Origin of the sequence: Salinimicrobium gaetbulicola (assembly GCF_042676025.1) — a bacterium.
GTDB classification, from domain to species: Bacteria; Bacteroidota; Bacteroidia; order Flavobacteriales; family Flavobacteriaceae; genus Salinimicrobium; species Salinimicrobium gaetbulicola.
This window is the reverse complement of the sequence record NZ_JBHTJP010000035.1, coordinates 440,152-458,937: the sequence shown is the minus strand read 5'-3', so window position 1 is coordinate 458,937 and position 18,786 is coordinate 440,152. Positions and strand designations below refer to the sequence as shown.

Sequence of the window (18,786 nt, the reverse complement as noted above, 5' to 3'; positions counted from 1 at the left end):
AACATAAAAATATTTAGGGAACTGAATCATTTTAATGATCCAACCAGGATTTATGATAGCTTTCATCGGCTATTTCCATGGCGTCTTCAGTAACCATTAATGGTTTAAAAGTATCTACCATCACCGCAAGCTCTTCAGTTTCGGTTTGACCAATACTACGCTCTACTGCTCCCGGATGGGGCCCATGCGGAATTCCCGCAGGATGCAGTGAAATGTGCCCTTTTTCAATATCATTCCTACTCATAAAATCTCCATCCACATAATATAACACCTCATCACTGTCAATATTACTATGGTTGTAAGGCGCCGGAATACTTTCCGGGTGATAATCATACATCCGCGGAACGAATGAGCAAACTACGAAGGCATCGGTTTCAAAGGTCTGGTGCACCGGTGGCGGTTGATGTATCCTTCCCGTAATAGGTTCAAAATCGTGAATAGAAAAAGCGTACGGGTAATTGTAACCATCATACCCTACCACATCAAACGGATGAGATGCATAAACCATATCAAAGATCTCACCTTGCTTTTTCACTTTTATAAGGAAGTCACCAGATTCATTGTTGGTCTCCAACTCATAAGGCTGACGTATATCGCGCTCACAAAATGGGGAATGCTCCAACAACTGACCAAAATAGTTTCTGTACCTTTTTGGAGTATAGATAGGACGGCGTGACTCAACAATGAAAAGCCTGTTGACCTCATCGTCAAAATCTATCTTATAAATGGTTCCCCGTGGAACCAATAAATAATCTCCGTATTTAAAATCCAGATTTCCCAGGTGAGTTCTAAGTTTTCCAGTACCCTGGTGAATAAAGATCAACTCATCTGAATCGGCGTTCTTATAAAAATAATCCTGTGATAGATTTTGCGGAGAAGCCAAAGTAATGTCAACATCAGAATTGGTCAGAACCACTTTTCTGCTCTCAAGATAATCGGGTTCTGGCTTTACATTAAAACCCTTAAACCTATATGATTTGATATTGTTCTCTTTTGCGATTTTCGGCTTGACACTATAGCTCCCCTTGATCTCTTTAACCTGCGTGGGCCTTTGTTCGTGGTAGATATTCGATGACATTCCGTCGAAACCAATTGTCCCGAACAACTGCTCATAATATAAACTGCCATCAGGTTTTTTGAATACCGTGTGCCGCTTATGAGGGATCTTTCCCAATTTGTGATAAAATGGCATTATTAAGAATTTTTTAAATTGAAATCGTTTTCGCGTGTTAAAAATCCAATTAACCGCTACTTTTTTTGATTAACTACAAATATCTGAAAATTTTGCCGGATTTTCAGTTAAAGGAGGTCTAAAACCAGAAGCCTACACTAAAAAACCAATAGCTGCGCTTGACCTCTGGAGAGACAGAATATTTGACTTCCACAGGACCCAAGAAAGTATCCCGGCCATATCCTATCGCATAACCAGAATAATCTGGAATGGTGAACCAGTCACCTCCTGTAAACAGACCATTTTCTATATTCGCGAAATTTCCGGTTAGTATCACGTGATTGCGTGTCAGGAATTCATAATCAAATTCAACGGTCAACTTTGTAAAACTATCTCCAGAAAGACCAATAAAGTCATATCCGTAGAAAGGCACGAAGGTATTGATGAAATCATTCCCGTACCCACCTAAAAAGAAGTCAAAAATGTTATTTCGGGTGCTTCCTATTCTAAAACCTCCTTCCGTAGAAAGACGGGTCACAAAATTGGGCAAAGGTGAAAAAACGTATCCAACTGTTCCTTTGGCCACTGAAAAAGGAGAAAAATTCTCTTGAAAATCTGTAGAATGGATATACCAATGAAAATCTCCATCAAAATAAAGCCCTTTTGAAGGGTAATACTTGTTGTCAAAACTATCAAGTTTCAGGTAGCCAAAGGTGCTGTAATAACTACTTTGATCGAAGACACCGACATTGCCGGCATCATCTGCCATGGGCCTGATCGTTTCCGAAGAAATATCAAGATACTTATGCTCCAGTCCCATTCCCAAAGAAAAGATCTGCTTAAAGAGGGTTTCAACATAAAATTGATGTGTGTAATCCTGGTAATCTATAGACAGGTTATTGATTTGATCAACTTCCAAAACTGCATTTTCACTAGCGAAATCAAAGGACACATCCTTGCTGAAGCTGTTATACCGGGTCCTTAATCCTAGGCTCCAGTAATAGCCCTTATCTAAATAGTAATGAAAGTTATATCTAAAATTATCACCTAACACCACATCAAGTGAGGCCACGTCATTCGACTGAAGGAGACTTTTTCGGGTAAGATTTACCAGTCCTCCGCTTTTGTATAGGTTATCATAATGAACCCCTAGTCGAAGTAACATCTTATTAGAGTTCTCTTCCAGCTGAAGCACCATTACATACCCTTTATCCAGCGGTATCAATTGATAATTTATCCGGTTAAAATTCCGGGTTGCCGAAAGGTTATTTATACCCCACCTTAGGTCTTTGTACGAAACAGCCGTAGGATACCTCAACTTTAGTTTCCCCAGGACATATTCGCGGGGATAAGAGGTATTTCCCTCAATTCTCACATCCGAAATATAAAGGGAATCCACCGGCGCAATTCGTTTTTGGTGTAGTGTATCTTTTTGTTTCTGTAGTGCCGCCACTGCCTGAAGTTCGCTTAATTTCTTTTTCGCAGCAATTTCTCCCGCTTGAATTATTTCGTTTCCCTTATCGAAAGACATCACGTTAAAGGGGGTAATATCGGGCCCAATATAAACGTCGGTCAATTTGATCTTTTCCCGCATGCTTTTGATGGTGTTGAAATTGCTCAGCTGAGTAAGGATCTCAAAAGCACTGTTTAGATCTTTACGCTCCATAAGCGTGTCCTGGACATCTACTCCAATTATGATCTCGGCGCCACGGCTTCTCAGCTCTTCGACAGGATAATTATTAAGAACACCGCCATCTGTCAAGAGTCTGCCCTCTACCAGAACCGGACTGAAAAGTGTTGGAATCGCCGCACTTGCCGAAACTGCCTGCGGAAGGAATCCGCTGTCCAAAATAACTTCTTCTCCAGTCTCAACATCAGTAGCCATTGCCAAGAACGGAATAGGAAGATCTTCAAATCTTTTCCTGTCCTGTACATGCAAGGTAAGCTTAGACATTAGGTTATAAACATTTTGCCCTTTTGATAAGGCCGGAGGAAAGCTTACATCAAAATTATCGAAAGGAAGGGTAATGGCATATTTTTCGGCATCCTTCTTCTCGTAAAAGGTCTTTGCACTACGAGGCAGTTCATCCTGGATTAAAATATTGAAATTGGTAGCATGAAAAATACTGTCCAGTTCGCTGGCACTGTAACCTGAAGCATAAAGGGCCCCAATCACCGCACCCATACTGGTTCCTCCAATATAATCTATTCGAATACCAGCTTCCTCGATCACCTTTAAAACACCAATATGGGCCAAACCTTTGGCCCCTCCGCCACTAAGGACCAGGCCAACTTTTGGGTCCTCTTCCTGGGCATAAGACCCAAGCGTAAAGAAAAATATTAGGAGGAAGAGGATCTTTTTCATGGCTTGGGGTGATAATGATTATAAATTATTGCGGCCTTGGAATTGCCAATTACGCCGGCAAGGCTTTCTTCGGAAGCTTCTTTGACTCTTTTTAAAGAGCGAAAATTCTTCAGCAACTCTACCGCCGTTTTTTCTCCGATGCCCGGTATTTCTTCAAGTTCGGTATTTAATGCGGCACTACTTCTTTTATTTCGGTGAAAAGTTATTCCGAAGCGGTGCGCCTCATTCCGCAATTGCTGAATGATCTTCAACGTTTCGGATTTCTTATCCAGATACAATGGAATCGAATCTCCCGGATAAAATATCTCTTCCAGCCTTTTTGCGATCCCAATAATGGCGATCTTTCCTCGCAACCCCAAAGTCTCTAGAGCTTTCACCCCCGAAGACAACTGACCTTTTCCACCATCTACAATGATCAATTGCGGCAAAGGTTCGCCTTCCTGCAACAGCCTGCGATACCTTCTAAAGACCACTTCTTCCATAGAAGCAAAATCATCAGGCCCTTCAACCGTCTTGATATTGAATTTACGATAATCTTTTTTACTGGGCTTTCCATTTTTAAAAACCACACATGCCGCCACCGGATTCGTTCCCTGGATATTGGAGTTGTCAAAACATTCAATATGACGGGGTTCTTCAGAAAGCCTGAGATCTTCTTTCATTTGCGCCATGATCCGGTTCACATGCCTGTCGGGGTCTACTATCTTCATTTGCTTGAATCGTTCCTGCCTGAAGTATTTAGCATTTCGGGTAGAAAGTTCCACGATCTGCTTTTTATCTCCCAGCTTGGGGACTGTCACTTTGATCTCTTCACCTACTTCAACCTTAAAAGGCACATATACCTCGCGGGTTCTAGAGTTGAAGCGCTGACGGATCTCTGTAATTCCCAGCTCCAACAGTTCTTTGTCACTTTCCCCCAGCTTTTTTTTCATTTCTATTGTGTGGGAACGAATGATCGCACCATGCGATAATTGCAAAAAGTTCACATAGCCATAACCTTCATCACTCACAATGGAGAATACGTCTACATTATTGATCTTAGGATTCACTACCGTTGATTTGGCCTGGTAGTTCTCCAGTACATCGATCTTATTCTTTATTTTTTGAGCCTCCTCGAATTCCATTTTTTCAGCATGTTCCTTCATTTGCTTTTTGAACTGCTGAAGGGAATCTTTAAAATTACCTTTCACGATCTGGCGTATAGCCTCGATCTTCTCCAAATAGTCAGCTTCACTTTCATGAGCTTCGCAAGGTCCTAAACAATTTCCCAGGTGATATTCAAGGCACACCTTATATTTCCCATTCCTGATCTTATCTTCAGAAAGGTCATAATTACAAGTTCTTAATTGATATAGGCCTTTTATGAGATCCAGTAAAGTATTTACCGTCTTGAAACTGGTGTAAGGTCCGTAATATTCACTTCCATCCTTGACCAGTCTTCGGGTAGGAAAAACCCGCGGAAATCTTTCATTTTTGATGCAGATCCAAGGATAGGTCTTATCATCCTTCAGCATTACATTAAATCGTGGCTGATGTTTCTTGATCAGATTGTTTTCAAGAAGCAGGGCATCAGTTTCAGATGAAACAACAATATGCCGGATCTCATGGATCTTTTTAACCATCACCCGAATACGATGGCTATCATTATTCTTGGTGAAGTAAGAAGTTACCCTCTTTTTGAGGTTTTTAGCCTTCCCAACATACAGGATCCTTCCGTTCTTATCGAAGTATTGATATACACCCGGACTTTCGGGAAGGGTCTTTAATTGGAGGTCTACATTACTGTCATTCATTACTCCAAAGGTAAAATATTAAAAAACGGGGGAGAGAAAAGCCAATGCTCTAAAATGTTAAATTTTTCCTAACTATTTAATTCGGATGAAGTTTGGAACGATCGCAAAAATCATGTTTTTTAACCCTTCGTTTATCTTCAGATCTTCCGCGGAAACCACACCAAAGACTTTTCAATAATAATATTCTTAGAGTAGATCTCCTTAAAACACTCAACTTCAGAAAAATGCTTTTTCAGAATTTGTTAAGATTTGGCAAATCATCTTTTAGTACCTTGCATGTATGAAAAAAATCACGATCGGACGTTTTGACAAGGCAGATTTCCCAGGCCTGCATCTCGAAGATATTTCAATAAAAATTGATACCGGCGCGTATACTTCCTCCATACATTGTGATCATATTGTGGAAGAAAAAGGTGTTTTAAGATGTACTTTTTTAGATGAGGAGCACCCACTTTATAACGGAAAAGAATTCCGGTTTACAGACTATGATATTGTCTTTGTTAAGAGTAGCAACGGGATCGTACAGAAGAGATATCAAATTCAGACTACCATTACCTTATTCGGAAAAACACATAAAATTTCTCTTTCTTTGACCACACGTCAGGAAATGAGATTTCCCGTACTTTTGGGACGAAAATTCATCACTAAAAAATACATAGTAGACACTGAATTATTCGATCTATCACACAATCAGAAAAAAGAAGAATGAACATAAAGATCTTATCGAGGAATAGCAACCTTTATTCAACCCAACGACTGGTAGAGGCCGCTAAGAAAAGGAATCACCAGGTAGAGGTAATTGACCCGCTTAAATGTGACCTTATTATTGAGAAAAAAAACCCGAGTATCTATTACAAGGGCAGGCATATTGAAGATGCAGATGCGGTAATTCCTAGAATTGGAGCTTCGGTTACTTTCTACGGAACTGCGGTGGTTCGTCAGTTTGAGATGATGGGCGTTTTTTCTACCACCGAATCTCAGGCGCTTGTAAGAAGTAGAGATAAATTAAGAAGTCTGCAGGTGCTTTCAAGAGCACGTCTTGGCCTTCCTAAGACCGTTTTCACGAACTACTCGAAAGATGTAGGCGAAGTGATAGATCACGTTGGTGGCGCTCCACTGATCATTAAATTGCTGGAAGGGACCCAAGGATTGGGGGTAGTTCTGGCTGAAACCAAAAATGCAGCCGAATCGGTAATTGAAGCCTTTAATGGACTACAAGCAAGGGTGATCGTACAGGAATTCATCAAAGAAGCAGGTGGTGCCGATATTAGGGCCCTCGTTGTGGACGGACACGTTGTGGGAGCCATGAAACGTCAGGGTAAAGAAGGAGAATTCAGGTCGAATCTTCACCGCGGTGGCTCTGCATCTGTAATCCAGCTTACAGACGAGGAAGAAACTGCCGCTATTAAAGCTGCCAAATCAATGGGGCTGGGAGTAGCCGGTGTAGATATGCTTCAAAGTTCCAGAGGACCGCTAATTCTTGAAGTAAACTCTTCCCCGGGCCTTGAAGGAATTGAAGCCGCAACAGGAAAAGACATTGCTAAAACCATTATTCGGTATATAGAAAGAAACTTATAGTCCATGGCATTCATTGATGAACACAATGTTCTGGATATCTTAGGGAAAAAGATCCCTCCCGGAAAAGGGGCTACTATCAATTTTAATATGGCTAAACTATATACCGCCACGGCGGTTGACGTTCCCATTATAATTGAGCGCTCAAAAAAGCCGGGGCCTGTCATTCTTATTACCGCCGGGATCCACGGAGATGAAATTAACGGCGTAGAAGTAGTTAGACAGATCATCGTAAAAGAGATCAATAAACCCTTGCGAGGAACGATCATTTGCATCCCGATCATCAATGTTTTCGGGTTCCTAAATATGTCCAGGGAATTCCCTGACGGTCGTGACCTGAACCGCGTCTTTCCGGGAACAAAAAACGGATCTCTGGCTAGCCGATTCGCGTACCAATTTGTTCAGAAAATCCTGCCGGTAGCCGACTTTTGTATGGACTTTCATACAGGAGGAGCGAGCAGGTATAACGCTCCACAACTTAGGATCAAGAAAGGAGAAGAAATGGCCATGCATTATGCCCGTATCTTTAACGCTCCTTTTACGATCATTTCCAAAACCATCACTAAATCGTACCGTGAAACCTGCGCGAAACAAGGGAAACCGGTATTGCTCTTTGAAGGCGGAAAATCCATGAATAGTGACAAAACCGTCGCGAAACATGGGGTTGAAGGGGTGATGAGGATCCTGGCGCATTTTGAAATGCTGAAGCCGAAATTCGAAGTGCCTGATCCCACAGGCGATACCATCCTAATAGAGAACAGCACCTGGATGCGTGCAAAGTACAGTGGCCTGCTCCACGTGAAAATCCCTTGCGGAAAACACGTTGAAAAAGGGGAATATGTAGCGACGATCACTGATCCCTACGGAAAACTACGCCATAAGGTAAAAGCTCCTAACGAAGGCTATATTATAAATGTAAATGAATCTCCTATCGTCTACCAGGGAGATGCCATTTTCCATATTTCAATCGCGAAAGATCAAAATGAACAAGGATCAACTGAGGGTTAAATACAAAAAACTGCGGAAGGAAACTACTCCCGAAGAGATAGAGGAAAGAAGTCTGGAGATCGCAAACAACGCTCTTCAACTCCCTATCTGGAACCATTCATATTACCATATTTTCCTTAGCATTGCTGAAAAGAAAGAAGTAGACACACAAGGAATTTTACACATTCTGCAGGGTAAGGACAAGAACATTGTGCTTTCGAAGGCAGATTTTACTTCAGGAGAACTTACTAATTACTTGCTTACAGATTCCACGGTGATCAAAAAAAATTCCTGGGGAATTCCTGAACCGGTGGAAGGAATTGAAATTCCGCCTCAAAAGATCGAAGTTGTATTTATACCGCTTTTGGCTTTTGACATAAAAGGTAACCGTGTAGGCTATGGAAAGGGATTTTATGACCGATTTCTATCTCAATGCCCCGAAGGAGTATTAAAAGTTGGGATCTCACTTTTTGAAGCTGAGGAAGAGATCGAAGGGGTATCATCTTTAGATATACCATTAGACTACTGCCTCACCCCTCAAAAAATATATAATTTTAAAAGTTTGTAAGTTTTAACGTTTTCAATTACTTTTATTCCAACCAATTAGCACTTTAATGTTAAACGACCTCCAGTTAAACAGTATACTTGAAGATTTCGATGTTGCTTACTGGAAAATTAATCTACTTACAAAAGAGATCTCCTGGTCAGATCATTTTAATTCCCTGATCGGGAAACCCGAAGCCGGACAAGATAAATTTGAATATTTCCTGGACAACGTTCTGCATCATGATTACAGGTATGATTTCAGGGAACATTTTGAAGCACTTATTACTCGCCAAAAGCCTTTTTCAGCAGAGGTTCGGTTAAAACTGGAAAACGGAAAATATCGTTGGTTCGAATGCCGAAATCTTAAAAGCAGAGAAAAAGGGCTGGCCGATTCTGCCGTACTTTTATTTATAAATATCCACCAGGCCAAGCGAGATCAATATACCATAGAAGAGAATTTTTTCTATTATCATGAGACAGCTGAGATGACCTCGACAGGAGGTTGGTATCTGGATGTGACCACTGGTTCTGTTTACTGGGACAATGTGACTAAAAAGATCCTCGACTGCCCAATAGATTACGAACCCAACCCCGAGGACAAGCTGAGATTTTATGCCCCTGACCATCATGAGGTGGTGGAAAACATGTTTAAAAAGTGTTCTAAATTCGGAATTCCATTTAAGGTGGAGATAAAAATGCGTACTCTGCACAACCGTGAATTCTGGGTGAGGTCTACAGGAAAGCCTGTTTACAACGATGACCAGGAAATCATTGGAATACGGGGAGTTTACCAGGATATAGACGAACAAAAGACCAATGAGCTGAACCTTCAGAATTCATTGGATATTATCGCTACACAAAATTCCAGGCTTTTCAACCTGGCTCATATAATTTCCCACCAGTTACGTTCTCACAGCAGCAACTTGAGCCTGGTTTCTCAACTCCTTGGTGAAGCTCATCCGGGAGAAGATCAAAGCGACCTGCTTTCTAACGTAGGTGAGATCTCAGGAAACCTAGAAGAGGCCATTAAGCACCTAAATGAGATCGTAACCAGGCAGAATATACTTAAAAAAGAACCTCAGACCATTCGATTCAAAGATGCCCTTGACAGGGTGATCGCTTCCACTTCATCCCTAATAAAAAGGGAAAATGCGGAGATCATCGCCGAATTCGATAAGTTGAACGAAATAAGCTACATTTCTGAGTATCTCGAAAGTATTTTACTTAATTTACTCACAAACGCCATTAAATACAAGCATAAAGGAAGACGCCCAGTGATCTATATTCAGACGTACAAACAAAATGGTGATGCTTACCTGGAAATTAGCGATAATGGCATGGGAATAGATCTGGACGAGAATAAAGATAAAATGTTCGGAATGTATAAGACCTTCCACAGGCATCCCGAAGCGAACGGCATAGGCCTGTTCATTACTAAAAATCAAGTGGAAACTATGGGCGGAAGCATTTCTGTAACCAGCACGGTTAACATTGGCACCACATTTAAAATCAAATTCTAGGGATTATGGAGCATCCGGTAGAACTTGCATGCATTATTGACGATGACAAGATTTATGTAAACCTTGTAAAAAAGATCATTGAGATCAAAAAGCTGTCTCAGAACCTCATCATCTTCAAAAACGGAAAAGAAGCATTGGATTATTTCAAACCTATCCTGGAAAATATGAGTGCTGAACGCCTACCTGACATTATCTTTTTAGACCTAAATATGCCCGTGATGGACGGCTGGGAGTTTTTGGGAGAGTTTGTGAAGATAAAGAACAACTTCAATAAAAAGATCACGCTTTACGTGGTAAGTTCTTCAATTGATCCCAGGGATCTGGAACGTGCCAAATCCTTTAATATGGTTACCGATTACCTGATCAAGCCGATTGAAATGAAAAAATTTGAAAAGATCTTTGATCGAAACGTAGCTTAATTCCCTACCGCTTCTTTTTTCTCTTCCTCCTTTTCATGAGAAAAGGCTTTCTTGTTAAAAATGATCAATAGCAGAACCCCAATGGTTATTGCTGAATCGGCTACGTTGAATACAGGTTCAAAAAAGGTGAAATAGTCCCCTCCCCAAAAAGGAATCCACTCCGGAAGGTATCCCGACCATAAAGGGAAATAAAGCATGTCAACCACTTTTCCGTGCATTAATGTACCGTAACCGCCTTCTTCCGGAAGAAAGGCCGCGATCTGGTTATAACTATGGGAGAAGATCTCTCCGTAAAAAACAGAATCTATAATGTTTCCGAAGGCACCCGCGAAGATCAGGGAAACAGCCACTATAAGCTCTGTAGCACTGTTCTTTCGAACAGAATCCCACAGCCAATAAGCGATCCCCACTATGGCTACCAATCTAAAACTGGTTAAAATGATCTTACCGTACTCTCCAGGGATCTTTGCGCCCCAGGCCATACCTTCATTCTCCACAAAAAGGATCCTGAACCAGTCAAAAACCCTGATCTCATCTCCTAAAGCAAAATTGGTCTTGATGTAAAACTTGGACACCTGATCAATTATCAGGATCAGGATAATGAGTAGAGATGCTTTCTTTAAGGACATTGGGTCTTTTTTGGATCGGTCCCAAAAATACTATTTTTATTTAGTTTCCTGAACCTTAATATTGCCGTTAATCGAAGTTAGTTTGAGAAAATTCGATCCGTTCGCCAAATCAGGCAAAACAACATTGCCATGACGAGTTTCTACCTCATATTGGGCATTATTAGCCTGCACTTCAATATTTCCGTCAAAAGTGTTGATAATGGCATCTCCATCAAAGTTTTTTAAGTAAGCAGAACCCGCTCTCAATTGGATCAAAACCCCATCATATTCCCCCTCTAAGAAAACCGAAGCTAAGTTTGAGATGATCTCGACACTCATATCTTCAGGGATCTCTAGTTCTACTTCCATAGCGAAGACCTTATGAGCACTCAATTTATCAAACCCGCTTTGAAGGATTTCTCTAAATCTGGACTTCAGATATAAGGTATTATTTCGAATTTCAGAATCCAGGCTGATCTCATTGAAGTATTCACCATCAGATCTGGACCTGATAGTGATGGAATGCACGGGTGCCGTGGAGATACTAACCCTGTAGATCTCCTCGCTATTAATGGAAATTGCCTTAAGGCTACCGGCATCCATTACCTGCATAGTCTCTTTTTGCCCAGAAGCTAATGTGGCGGTGAATAAAGTCAGAAGAAATAACAGCGTTTTCATGGATTCTTAACCAAACAAAAAACGCCCCAAAACCTTTGGTAATGGAGCGTTCAAATAAATTAGAGAGTAATTATCGTTGCATATTTTTAGCTTCAATACTTAGTGTAGCGTGAGGAACAAGTTTCAAACGCTCTTTGGCGATCAATTTTCCTGTCACCCTACAAATACCATAAGTCTTGCTTTCAATTCTCACCAAAGCATTTTTAAGGTCACGAATGAATTTTTCCTGGCGAATAGCCAATTGTGAATTCGCTTCCTTACTCATAGTTTCACTTCCTTCTTCAAAAGCCTTGAACGTAGGAGAGGTATCATCGGTACCGTTATTTCCGTCATTCATGTAAGCGCTTTTGTAAAGCTCTAATTGCTCCTTAGCCTTTTCGATCTTCGCAAGGATCAACGTCTTAAATTCCGCCAGCTCTGCATCACTGTAACGTTCTTTTACTTCTGTTGACATAGTTCTTAATGTTTTTTAATTAACAACTTAGTAGTTACTTCATCAAAAGTAATTTCCAAACCGTTGTCAACTTCTTCCGCAAGGTCGAGATTTGCAGTCAAAGTCTCGTTTTTAATATACTCAATATTTTGTTGAACGGCCTCCTCGACAGTACCGTCCTTCTGTAGGGTCACATCAATTTTATCGGTTACCTCAAAACCGGAATCTTTACGAATGTTCTGGATCCTGTTGACCAGTTCTCTCGCAATTCCTTCTTTTTTCAGTTCCTCTGAAATGGTAATATCCAGAGCTACCGTGATATTTCCGGAGTTGGCTACCAGCCAGCCTTCAATATCCTGAGAGGTAATCTCGACATCCTGAAGTTCTAAAGTAAGCATTTTCCCATTAACCTCAACTTCAATTTGCCCGTCCTGCTCAATTTTATGAATTTCATCGGAAGTAAACTCGTTTATCTTCTGAGTGATGAATTTCATATCTTTTCCAAAACGCGGACCTAAAACCTTGAAATTCGGTTTGATCTGCTTTACTAATATGCCTGAGGCATCATCTATCAGCTCCAGTTCCTTCACATTCACTTCAGACTTGATCAAATCAGACACCGCTTCGATCTCCTTACGCTGTTGTTCATCCAAAACCGGGATCATTACACGTTGTAAGGGTTGTCTTACCTTTATCATTTCTTTCTTTCTCAAAGAAAGTACCAAAGATGAAACTGTCTGTGCCTTTTCCATCTGTCTTTCAAGCCCTTTGTCAATAAAATCGGTATTGGCTTTCGGGAAATTTGACAAATGAACAGATTCGAAATTCTCTTTATTTGTAGCCTTATTCAAATCTTTATAAAGCCTGTCCATAAAGAACGGCGCCACCGGTGCACCCAGTTTCGCTACAGTTTCCAGACAAGTATATAAGGTTTGATAAGCCGAGATCTTGTCTTGGGCATACTCCCCTTTCCAGAATCTTCTTCTGCATAGACGCACATACCAGTTACTCAGGTTTTCCTGTACGAATTCAGAAATTGCCCGGGTTGCTTTAGTAGGCTCATAATCTGCATAGAACTTATCTACATTTTCAATAAGGGTATGCAGCTCAGACAATATCCACCTGTCTATCTCGGGGCGTTCCTCCAATGGAATATCTGCTTCGGAATAGGTGAAATTGTCAATATTGGCATATAACGAGAAGAAGGAATACGTGTTATAAAGTGTTCCGAAGAACTTACGGCGCACTTCTGAAATTCCTTCAATATCAAATTTTAAATTATCCCATGGGTTGGCATTTGAGATCATGTACCAGCGGGTCGCATCTGGGCCAAAAGCCGCAAGGGTTTCAAAAGGATCTACAGCATTACCAAGACGCTTCGACATCTTTTGACCGTTCTTATCAAGGACAAGTCCGTTGGAAACCACATTTTTATAAGCCACGTCGTCAAAGATCATGGTCGCAATGGCATGAAGGGTATAGAACCAACCTCTGGTCTGGTCCACACCTTCTGCTATGAAGTCAGCTTTTCTCCAGGTTTTCTCAACCATATCGGCATTTTCCATAGGATAGTGCCACTGGGCATAAGGCATAGAACCTGAATCAAACCAAACATCAATTAGATCTGCCTCGCGCTTCATAGGTTTACCAGATTCTGATACAAGTACGATCTGGTCAACCACATTCTTATGAAGATCTACTTTGTCGTAATTCTCATCACTAAGATTTCCGAGTTCGAATTCCTCGAAAAGATCAGCTTTCATAAAGCCTGCTTCAACAGACTTTTTCATTTCAGCTTTCAGCTCTTCAATAGTGCCTACGATGATTTCTTCTTTACCATCTTCTGTTCTCCAAATAGGAAGTGGAATTCCCCAGTATCTGGACCTGGAAAGGTTCCAGTCATTGGCATTCGCAAGCCAGTTACCAAATCTACCTTCTCCTGTTGATTTTGGTTTCCAGTTGATCTGCTGGTTCAATTCATGCATCCTGTCCTTTACATCGGTCACTTTGATGAACCAGGAATCTAACGGATAATATAATATAGGTTTATCTGTTCTCCAGCAATTTGGATAACTGTGAACATATTTTTCAACTTTAAAGGCACGGTTCTCCTCTTTCAGCTTGATGGCTATCTCAACATCAACAGATTTTTCTGGAGCCTTACCCTCGTCGTAATATTCATTTTTGACATACTTCCCGGCGAATTCACCCATTTGAGGCCTGAACCTTCCTTGCAAGTCCACAAGGGGAACAAGGTTGCCATTATCGTCCTTTACGAGTAACGGCGGAACTTCAGGAGTTGCCTGTTTTGCCACCATGGCATCATCTGCACCAAAAGTTGGAGCCGTATGTACGATCCCGGTACCATCTTCAGTAGTAACGAAATCTCCTGAGATCACTCTAAAAGCATTTTCCGGTGACTCATATGGCTGGGCATATGGCAATAATTGTTCATACTTTATTCCCACAAGATCTTTTCCGAGGAAACTTTCTTCCACCAAATATGGAATTTTATCCCCTTGAGTATAAGCTGCTAAAACCTCTTCATTTTCGGTCTTTTTGAACTTCTTGTCAAATTGCTGATCAACCAGGTTCTTAGCCACTACAATTGTAATTGGCTCGAAAGTATATTGATTGTAAGTCTTTACAGTAACATAATCTATCTTAGGTCCAACGGTAAGTGCGGTGTTGGAGGGAAGTGTCCATGGAGTGGTTGTCCAGGCAATAAAATAGACAGACCCTTCTTTCTCTGAAAGGAAATCTGGAAGGGAGTCTTTTTTAGCCTTGAACATCGCTGTAACCGTAGTGTCGGTCACATCCTGATACGTTCCCGGCTGGTTAAGCTCGTGAGAACTTAAACCGGTTCCTGCTTTAGGAGAATAAGGCTGAATGGTATAGCCTTTATAGATCAGGCCTTTATTATAGATCTGAGATAGCAACCACCATACACTTTCCATGTATTTGGACTTGTAGGTGATATATGGATCTTCCATATCTACCCAATAACCCATTTTTTCAGTAAGGTCATTCCAGACATCGGTATAACGCATCACCGCATTTCTACAGGCATCGTTATAATCCTCAACGCTAATTTTGGTCCCGATATCTTCCTTGGTAATTCCAAGTTCTTTTTCAACGCCCAGCTCAATTGGAAGACCATGGGTATCCCATCCTGCTTTACGTTTTACCTGGTAACCTTTCTGGGTCTTGAACCGGCAAAAGATATCTTTTATAGCACGGGCCATCACGTGGTGAATACCAGGCAGACCGTTCGCAGAAGGAGGCCCTTCGAAAAACACGAATGGTTCCTTCCCTTCTCTGGAAGTTATACTTTTTTCAAAAACATCGTTTTCCTTCCAAAAACCGAGAATTTCTTCAGCGACTTTTGGCAGGTCAAGTCCTTTATATTCAGGGAACTTTGCGCTCATTACTTCGTTCTTTCAGATAGATTCGCGAAAATAATGATTTTTGATAAATAGTAGGGTTTAAAATGGGAAAACCTGTTGATGATCAAAAGATTTGAAATTTAATGCCTCTGCACCACTTAAAATTTAAGGTTTTTAAAACCGATATTGCAGTGCAAGGATCAGGTTTCTTCCGGCTGCGGCAATTCCCGAAGAATAGGTCCTGTAACGCTGATCTGTAATATTTTCTACAGAAGCTGTAGCCAGTAAAGCTTCACTTAGCTGATACCGGGCGGTGAAATTTAAAGTGTACCACTCTGGAGAATACGGGTTTCCGTCAGCATTGATCGCATACAGGTAAGCTTTATCGCTTTCTCCCGGAGCCAGATCTGAGTTTTCGATCTCCCCGTTATAATCAACAAAAGCGTCCAGCATCAATTTTTCATTATCCCACACCAGGTGGGCACTTCCAAATAAAGGTGCCGCATGACGAAGCGGGGCACGAGTGCCATCATCCTGTTCTTCCTCTCCCTTATTTACGCTGATGTTTGATTTAAACCGAAGGTGCTCCGTAAAACGAACATGCGTTCCGGCTTCAATTCCGTAAACTTCAGCTTTAGCTGAATTCTGAATAGCCTGAACGCGACTGGGTTCTCCCTGGTAATCGACCATTGTGCGACCATCAAGATCAAAATCCCTTCTTACCATTGCATCGTCTAAAAGGGTATAGTAACCGGCTATCTCAATTCTTACAATATTATCAAAGTTGAGACGCGTACCCAGTTCGGCATTGTATGCAGTTTCAGGTTTCAGATCTGGATTTGGCACCACAACCATCCCGGGAGCTGAATCAAAGATCTTTCCTACATCATCAACATTTGGGGCTCTGAATGCCGTGGAAAGATTTAACTGCCAGCCAATAACCTCATTTTGTTGCCAGTTTAACCCAACATTTCCGGTCAGGGCACCTGTGTTGATATCGGCATCAGAAAATGGAAAATCATAGGTGTTTTCATCAAATTCTGCGTTCATTAAGATATGACTGTACCTCGCACCCGTCTGAAGATTGACCGAAGGTGATAATTTCCATTTAAAACTACTATAAGCAGCCATAGATCGCCAGGTTGCTCCATCAGGATACCTCGAACTCGCGGGATCTGATTCCCCGGTTCTTATATTGGTTTCTTTTCCTTCGGAATTTACCTTGTTAAAAATGTATTCTACTCCGTAGAACAAAGAACTGCCAAAAAATTCCTTTTCAAAATCCAGGTTTCCAGACCATGCATCAACTCTTTCGTCAGTCTCAAAAAGAATATCCTCCTGAAAATCACGATCATTCCTGCTCTCCTCAAAAAGCTGGTACGCGATCGAAAATTTAGCATCGTCATACACCCTGCCGTTCCCGGCCTTATCCACATTGAAGTTTGTCATCAACCAATTTTGAGGACCGTAATACCATTCCGCAGCTCTCAATTGACCGTTTCGTTTTCTGTAAAGCCTGTCGTATCTTGGAAAATCGGTGGTTGTAGTATAGATCACCCCCAGGTTGAAATCCCATTCCCGCGTAGGCCTATATCTGAATTTCTGAAGCAAATTGAGTTGTTCATAACCAGAAGGAACCTGCACACGAGGATCTTCATTTGGAATCACAACGTCCTGGCCATCTCTTTGTACCACATATTCGGGACGTAAATACTCCTCCGGACCATGACTTCCCATTTTCATATCTCCAAAATCAGAGTAACTGATACTGGAAAGGATCGCCCAATCTTCTCTTGCGAAAGAAAAGTCCACATGGCCGGTTTTTTCTTCGTTGGCAGTAGAATACCTCGCGTAGGCCTTACCCGAAATTGAACCGCCCTTCACCATCGAAAAACCGGGTGATAAGGTGTAAAAGTTCATCACTCCTCCAATGGCATCACTTCCAAAGATCACAGATCCGGGTCCCATCACTACTTCAGTTCGTTCAACCGCCAAAGGATCAATAGAAATCACATTTTGTAAGTTCCCTCCGCGAAAAATGGCATTATTCATCCTTACTCCATCAACAGTGATCAACAAACGGTTCGTTGCAAACCCTCTTATCATAGGACTTCCACCTCCCTGCTGACTTTTTTGAACGAATACCTGCCCGGTACTCTCCAAAAGATCGGCGGAGGTTTGAGGCGAAGCGGTCAATATATCTTTTTGATTAAAAGATATCACCTTCTGCGGCAGTTCCCTTTTTTGCTGTTCAAACTTCGCTACAGAAAGTACTACCTCTTCCAATTTATTTTCATTCGGCTCCAGGGCTACGAGGTTATTTCTTTGATATATCTGCCTCTTTGTAGTATGAAACTCCAAGTGAGAAACATGTCTGAAAAACAGGATTTCACTGGATGAAAAAACCGAAAGATCTGCCTTCCCGTCAAAATTGGTGAGGGTGCTTTTACTTTTATCCTTATTGAAAATGGCAACATTAAAAACAGGTTGTCTCGATTCTTTGTCGATCACAGTAATTTTCTGAGCCCATGAATTTGCTGCACAAAGAAGGAAGATAAAACTGAAGAGAAAGCGCATTAATTGTAAATTTCGTTTAAGACCGTCAAAGATTTTGGCTTTTTAAAGCCCTGCAAATGAATTTCATAATAATTCAACAGCATTAATAAGAATCTGGAGCGGTTCGTTTGGTTAAGTTTTATGGTCGATAGGCTATCAAAGTCTGTGCCCAACAGCTGTTTCAGAACCTCAACATTCTCATCAGAAATGCAATCGTCATTGGTTTCTACAGTTTGAAAGGTACCGTCCAGTAAATTGAAGATTGGTTCTCCCCTGAAAGTGTCATCCGGATAAAAGCCAAGATATTTTGTAAGCTTAAGAAGAAAGAACAGATGAAAATTTGCTGTTTTATCATGCATATCAAACCATGTTAAGCTCGTTTCCAGGAATTCAAAAAGGGATTCGTTGGGCTCTTCTTCCTTTACAGCATTCCGCAGCACTTCAGAAAGGAACATCACCACGGTAGATTTTAGAACATTAGTGTGAAGACTTTGATAAGGCTGAAACAGCTTTGCCTCTCTCATATATTCCAGCGTACCTTTATCCTTATGGTTCGCCACGATCTCCAACTGTGTGAGCGGCTGAAAAAGAGACGCCTTCAATTTACCTTTTTTGGATTTTAATACTCCCCTTAAAAGATACGTTTTCAACCCACTCTTTTCAGTGAAACATTTCACGATAAGGTCGGCTTCCCCATACTTTAGGGCACTAAAAACAATTCCTTTTGTGGTTATCAGCATTTATGGATC

The 18,786-nt window shown here is 41.2% G+C and carries 15 protein-coding genes; 6 read left to right on the top strand and 9 right to left on the bottom strand.

Features of this window, described 5'->3' with window-relative positions; all coding sequences use genetic code 11:
- Positions 1 to 31 precede the first annotated feature (31 nt).
- The 3 genes from ACFQ1G_RS11430 to uvrC form a co-directional block, all read right to left on the bottom strand.
- A complete protein-coding gene (locus ACFQ1G_RS11430) occupies positions 32 to 1,192 on the bottom strand; it encodes a homogentisate 1,2-dioxygenase (protein ID WP_380739660.1) in 1,161 nt (386 codons plus the stop codon).
- Between the two features lie 118 nt (positions 1,193 to 1,310).
- Positions 1,311 to 3,536 carry a patatin-like phospholipase family protein gene (locus ACFQ1G_RS11425; protein WP_380739658.1) on the bottom strand — a complete coding sequence of 742 codons (2,226 nt, stop codon included), beginning with the start codon at positions 3,534 to 3,536 and terminating at the stop codon, positions 1,311 to 1,313.
- Positions 3,533 to 5,329: an excinuclease ABC subunit UvrC gene (uvrC, locus tag ACFQ1G_RS11420; RefSeq protein WP_380739656.1), complete on the bottom strand. Its 1,797-nt coding sequence runs from the start codon at positions 5,327 to 5,329 to the stop codon at positions 3,533 to 3,535. Before uvrC ends, ACFQ1G_RS11425 begins: the two co-directional genes overlap by 4 nt.
- A 280-nt stretch (positions 5,330 to 5,609) precedes the next feature.
- Between uvrC and ACFQ1G_RS11415 the strand changes: the two genes are divergently transcribed.
- The 6 genes from ACFQ1G_RS11415 to ACFQ1G_RS11390 are packed head-to-tail and all read left to right on the top strand — an operon-like array spanning position 5,610 to position 10,376.
- On the top strand, positions 5,610 to 6,038 hold the full coding sequence (locus ACFQ1G_RS11415; protein WP_380739654.1) for an ATP-dependent zinc protease family protein: 429 nt from the start codon (positions 5,610 to 5,612) through the stop codon (positions 6,036 to 6,038).
- A complete protein-coding gene (gene rimK, locus ACFQ1G_RS11410) occupies positions 6,035 to 6,907 on the top strand; it encodes a 30S ribosomal protein S6--L-glutamate ligase (protein ID WP_380739652.1) in 873 nt (290 codons plus the stop codon). The genes ACFQ1G_RS11415 and rimK overlap by 4 nt, the downstream gene beginning before the upstream one ends.
- A gap of 3 nt (positions 6,908 to 6,910) precedes the next feature.
- Positions 6,911 to 7,912, top strand: a complete 1,002-nt coding sequence (locus tag ACFQ1G_RS11405; protein ID WP_380739650.1) for a succinylglutamate desuccinylase/aspartoacylase family protein — start codon at positions 6,911 to 6,913, stop codon at positions 7,910 to 7,912.
- Positions 7,887 to 8,459 carry a 5-formyltetrahydrofolate cyclo-ligase gene (locus ACFQ1G_RS11400; protein ID WP_380739649.1) on the top strand — a complete coding sequence of 191 codons (573 nt, stop codon included), beginning with the start codon at positions 7,887 to 7,889 and terminating at the stop codon, positions 8,457 to 8,459. The genes ACFQ1G_RS11405 and ACFQ1G_RS11400 overlap by 26 nt, the downstream gene beginning before the upstream one ends.
- 46 nt (positions 8,460 to 8,505) lie before the next feature.
- The gene (locus tag ACFQ1G_RS11395) at positions 8,506 to 9,957 is read left to right on the top strand and encodes a PAS domain-containing sensor histidine kinase (protein WP_380739647.1); all 1,452 of its coding nucleotides are present in this window, start codon (positions 8,506 to 8,508) and stop codon (positions 9,955 to 9,957) included.
- A gap of 5 nt (positions 9,958 to 9,962) precedes the next feature.
- Positions 9,963 to 10,376: a response regulator gene (locus ACFQ1G_RS11390; RefSeq protein ID WP_380739645.1), complete on the top strand. Its 414-nt coding sequence runs from the start codon at positions 9,963 to 9,965 to the stop codon at positions 10,374 to 10,376.
- Here ACFQ1G_RS11390 and ACFQ1G_RS11385 read toward each other — a convergent pair.
- From ACFQ1G_RS11385 to recO, 6 genes are all read right to left on the bottom strand, one after another.
- Positions 10,373 to 11,005 (bottom strand): lipoprotein signal peptidase, encoded by a 633-nt coding sequence (locus ACFQ1G_RS11385; RefSeq protein WP_380739643.1) that lies wholly within the window; start codon positions 11,003 to 11,005, stop codon positions 10,373 to 10,375. The two genes, ACFQ1G_RS11390 and ACFQ1G_RS11385, sit on opposite strands and share 4 nt — an antisense overlap.
- 36 nt (positions 11,006 to 11,041) lie before the next feature.
- Positions 11,042 to 11,662 (bottom strand): hypothetical protein, encoded by a 621-nt coding sequence (locus tag ACFQ1G_RS11380; RefSeq protein WP_380739641.1) that lies wholly within the window; start codon positions 11,660 to 11,662, stop codon positions 11,042 to 11,044.
- A gap of 70 nt (positions 11,663 to 11,732) precedes the next feature.
- Entirely contained in the window at positions 11,733 to 12,116 is a 384-nt protein-coding gene (locus tag ACFQ1G_RS11375; RefSeq protein WP_029038142.1) for a TraR/DksA family transcriptional regulator, read from the bottom strand.
- Between the two features lie 5 nt (positions 12,117 to 12,121).
- On the bottom strand, positions 12,122 to 15,523 hold the full coding sequence (gene ileS / locus ACFQ1G_RS11370) for an isoleucine--tRNA ligase (RefSeq protein ID WP_380739638.1): 3,402 nt from the start codon (positions 15,521 to 15,523) through the stop codon (positions 12,122 to 12,124).
- A 132-nt stretch (positions 15,524 to 15,655) separates the two neighbouring features.
- The gene (locus ACFQ1G_RS11365) at positions 15,656 to 18,058 is read right to left on the bottom strand and encodes a TonB-dependent receptor (protein ID WP_380739637.1); all 2,403 of its coding nucleotides are present in this window, start codon (positions 18,056 to 18,058) and stop codon (positions 15,656 to 15,658) included.
- Positions 18,058 to 18,777, bottom strand: a complete 720-nt coding sequence (recO, locus tag ACFQ1G_RS11360; RefSeq protein WP_380739635.1) for a DNA repair protein RecO — start codon at positions 18,775 to 18,777, stop codon at positions 18,058 to 18,060. The genes ACFQ1G_RS11365 and recO overlap by 1 nt, the downstream gene beginning before the upstream one ends.
- Positions 18,778 to 18,786 lie beyond the last annotated feature (9 nt).

What these genes read in the sequence shown, in the direction of transcription:
- ACFQ1G_RS11400 (WP_380739649.1), top strand. Translation starts at nt 7,887, where the DNA reads ATGAACAAGGATCAACTGAGGGTTAAATACAAAAAACTGCGGAAGGAA.
- ACFQ1G_RS11405 (WP_380739650.1), top strand. Translation starts at nt 6,911, where the DNA reads ATGGCATTCATTGATGAACACAATGTTCTGGATATCTTAGGGAAAAAG.
- ACFQ1G_RS11395 (WP_380739647.1), top strand. Translation starts at nt 8,506, where the DNA reads ATGTTAAACGACCTCCAGTTAAACAGTATACTTGAAGATTTCGATGTT.
- ACFQ1G_RS11430 (WP_380739660.1), bottom strand. Translation starts at nt 1,192, where the DNA reads ATGCCATTTTATCACAAATTGGGAAAGATCCCTCATAAGCGGCACACG.
- rimK (WP_380739652.1), top strand. Translation starts at nt 6,035, where the DNA reads ATGAACATAAAGATCTTATCGAGGAATAGCAACCTTTATTCAACCCAA.
- recO (WP_380739635.1), bottom strand. Translation starts at nt 18,777, where the DNA reads ATGCTGATAACCACAAAAGGAATTGTTTTTAGTGCCCTAAAGTATGGG.
- ACFQ1G_RS11380 (WP_380739641.1), bottom strand. Translation starts at nt 11,662, where the DNA reads ATGAAAACGCTGTTATTTCTTCTGACTTTATTCACCGCCACATTAGCT.
- ACFQ1G_RS11385 (WP_380739643.1), bottom strand. Translation starts at nt 11,005, where the DNA reads ATGTCCTTAAAGAAAGCATCTCTACTCATTATCCTGATCCTGATAATT.
- uvrC (WP_380739656.1), bottom strand. Translation starts at nt 5,329, where the DNA reads ATGAATGACAGTAATGTAGACCTCCAATTAAAGACCCTTCCCGAAAGT.
- ACFQ1G_RS11425 (WP_380739658.1), bottom strand. Translation starts at nt 3,536, where the DNA reads ATGAAAAAGATCCTCTTCCTCCTAATATTTTTCTTTACGCTTGGGTCT.
- ACFQ1G_RS11375 (WP_029038142.1), bottom strand. Translation starts at nt 12,116, where the DNA reads ATGTCAACAGAAGTAAAAGAACGTTACAGTGATGCAGAGCTGGCGGAA.
- ACFQ1G_RS11365 (WP_380739637.1), bottom strand. Translation starts at nt 18,058, where the DNA reads ATGCGCTTTCTCTTCAGTTTTATCTTCCTTCTTTGTGCAGCAAATTCA.
- ACFQ1G_RS11390 (WP_380739645.1), top strand. Translation starts at nt 9,963, where the DNA reads ATGGAGCATCCGGTAGAACTTGCATGCATTATTGACGATGACAAGATT.
- ileS (WP_380739638.1), bottom strand. Translation starts at nt 15,523, where the DNA reads ATGAGCGCAAAGTTCCCTGAATATAAAGGACTTGACCTGCCAAAAGTC.
- ACFQ1G_RS11415 (WP_380739654.1), top strand. Translation starts at nt 5,610, where the DNA reads ATGAAAAAAATCACGATCGGACGTTTTGACAAGGCAGATTTCCCAGGC.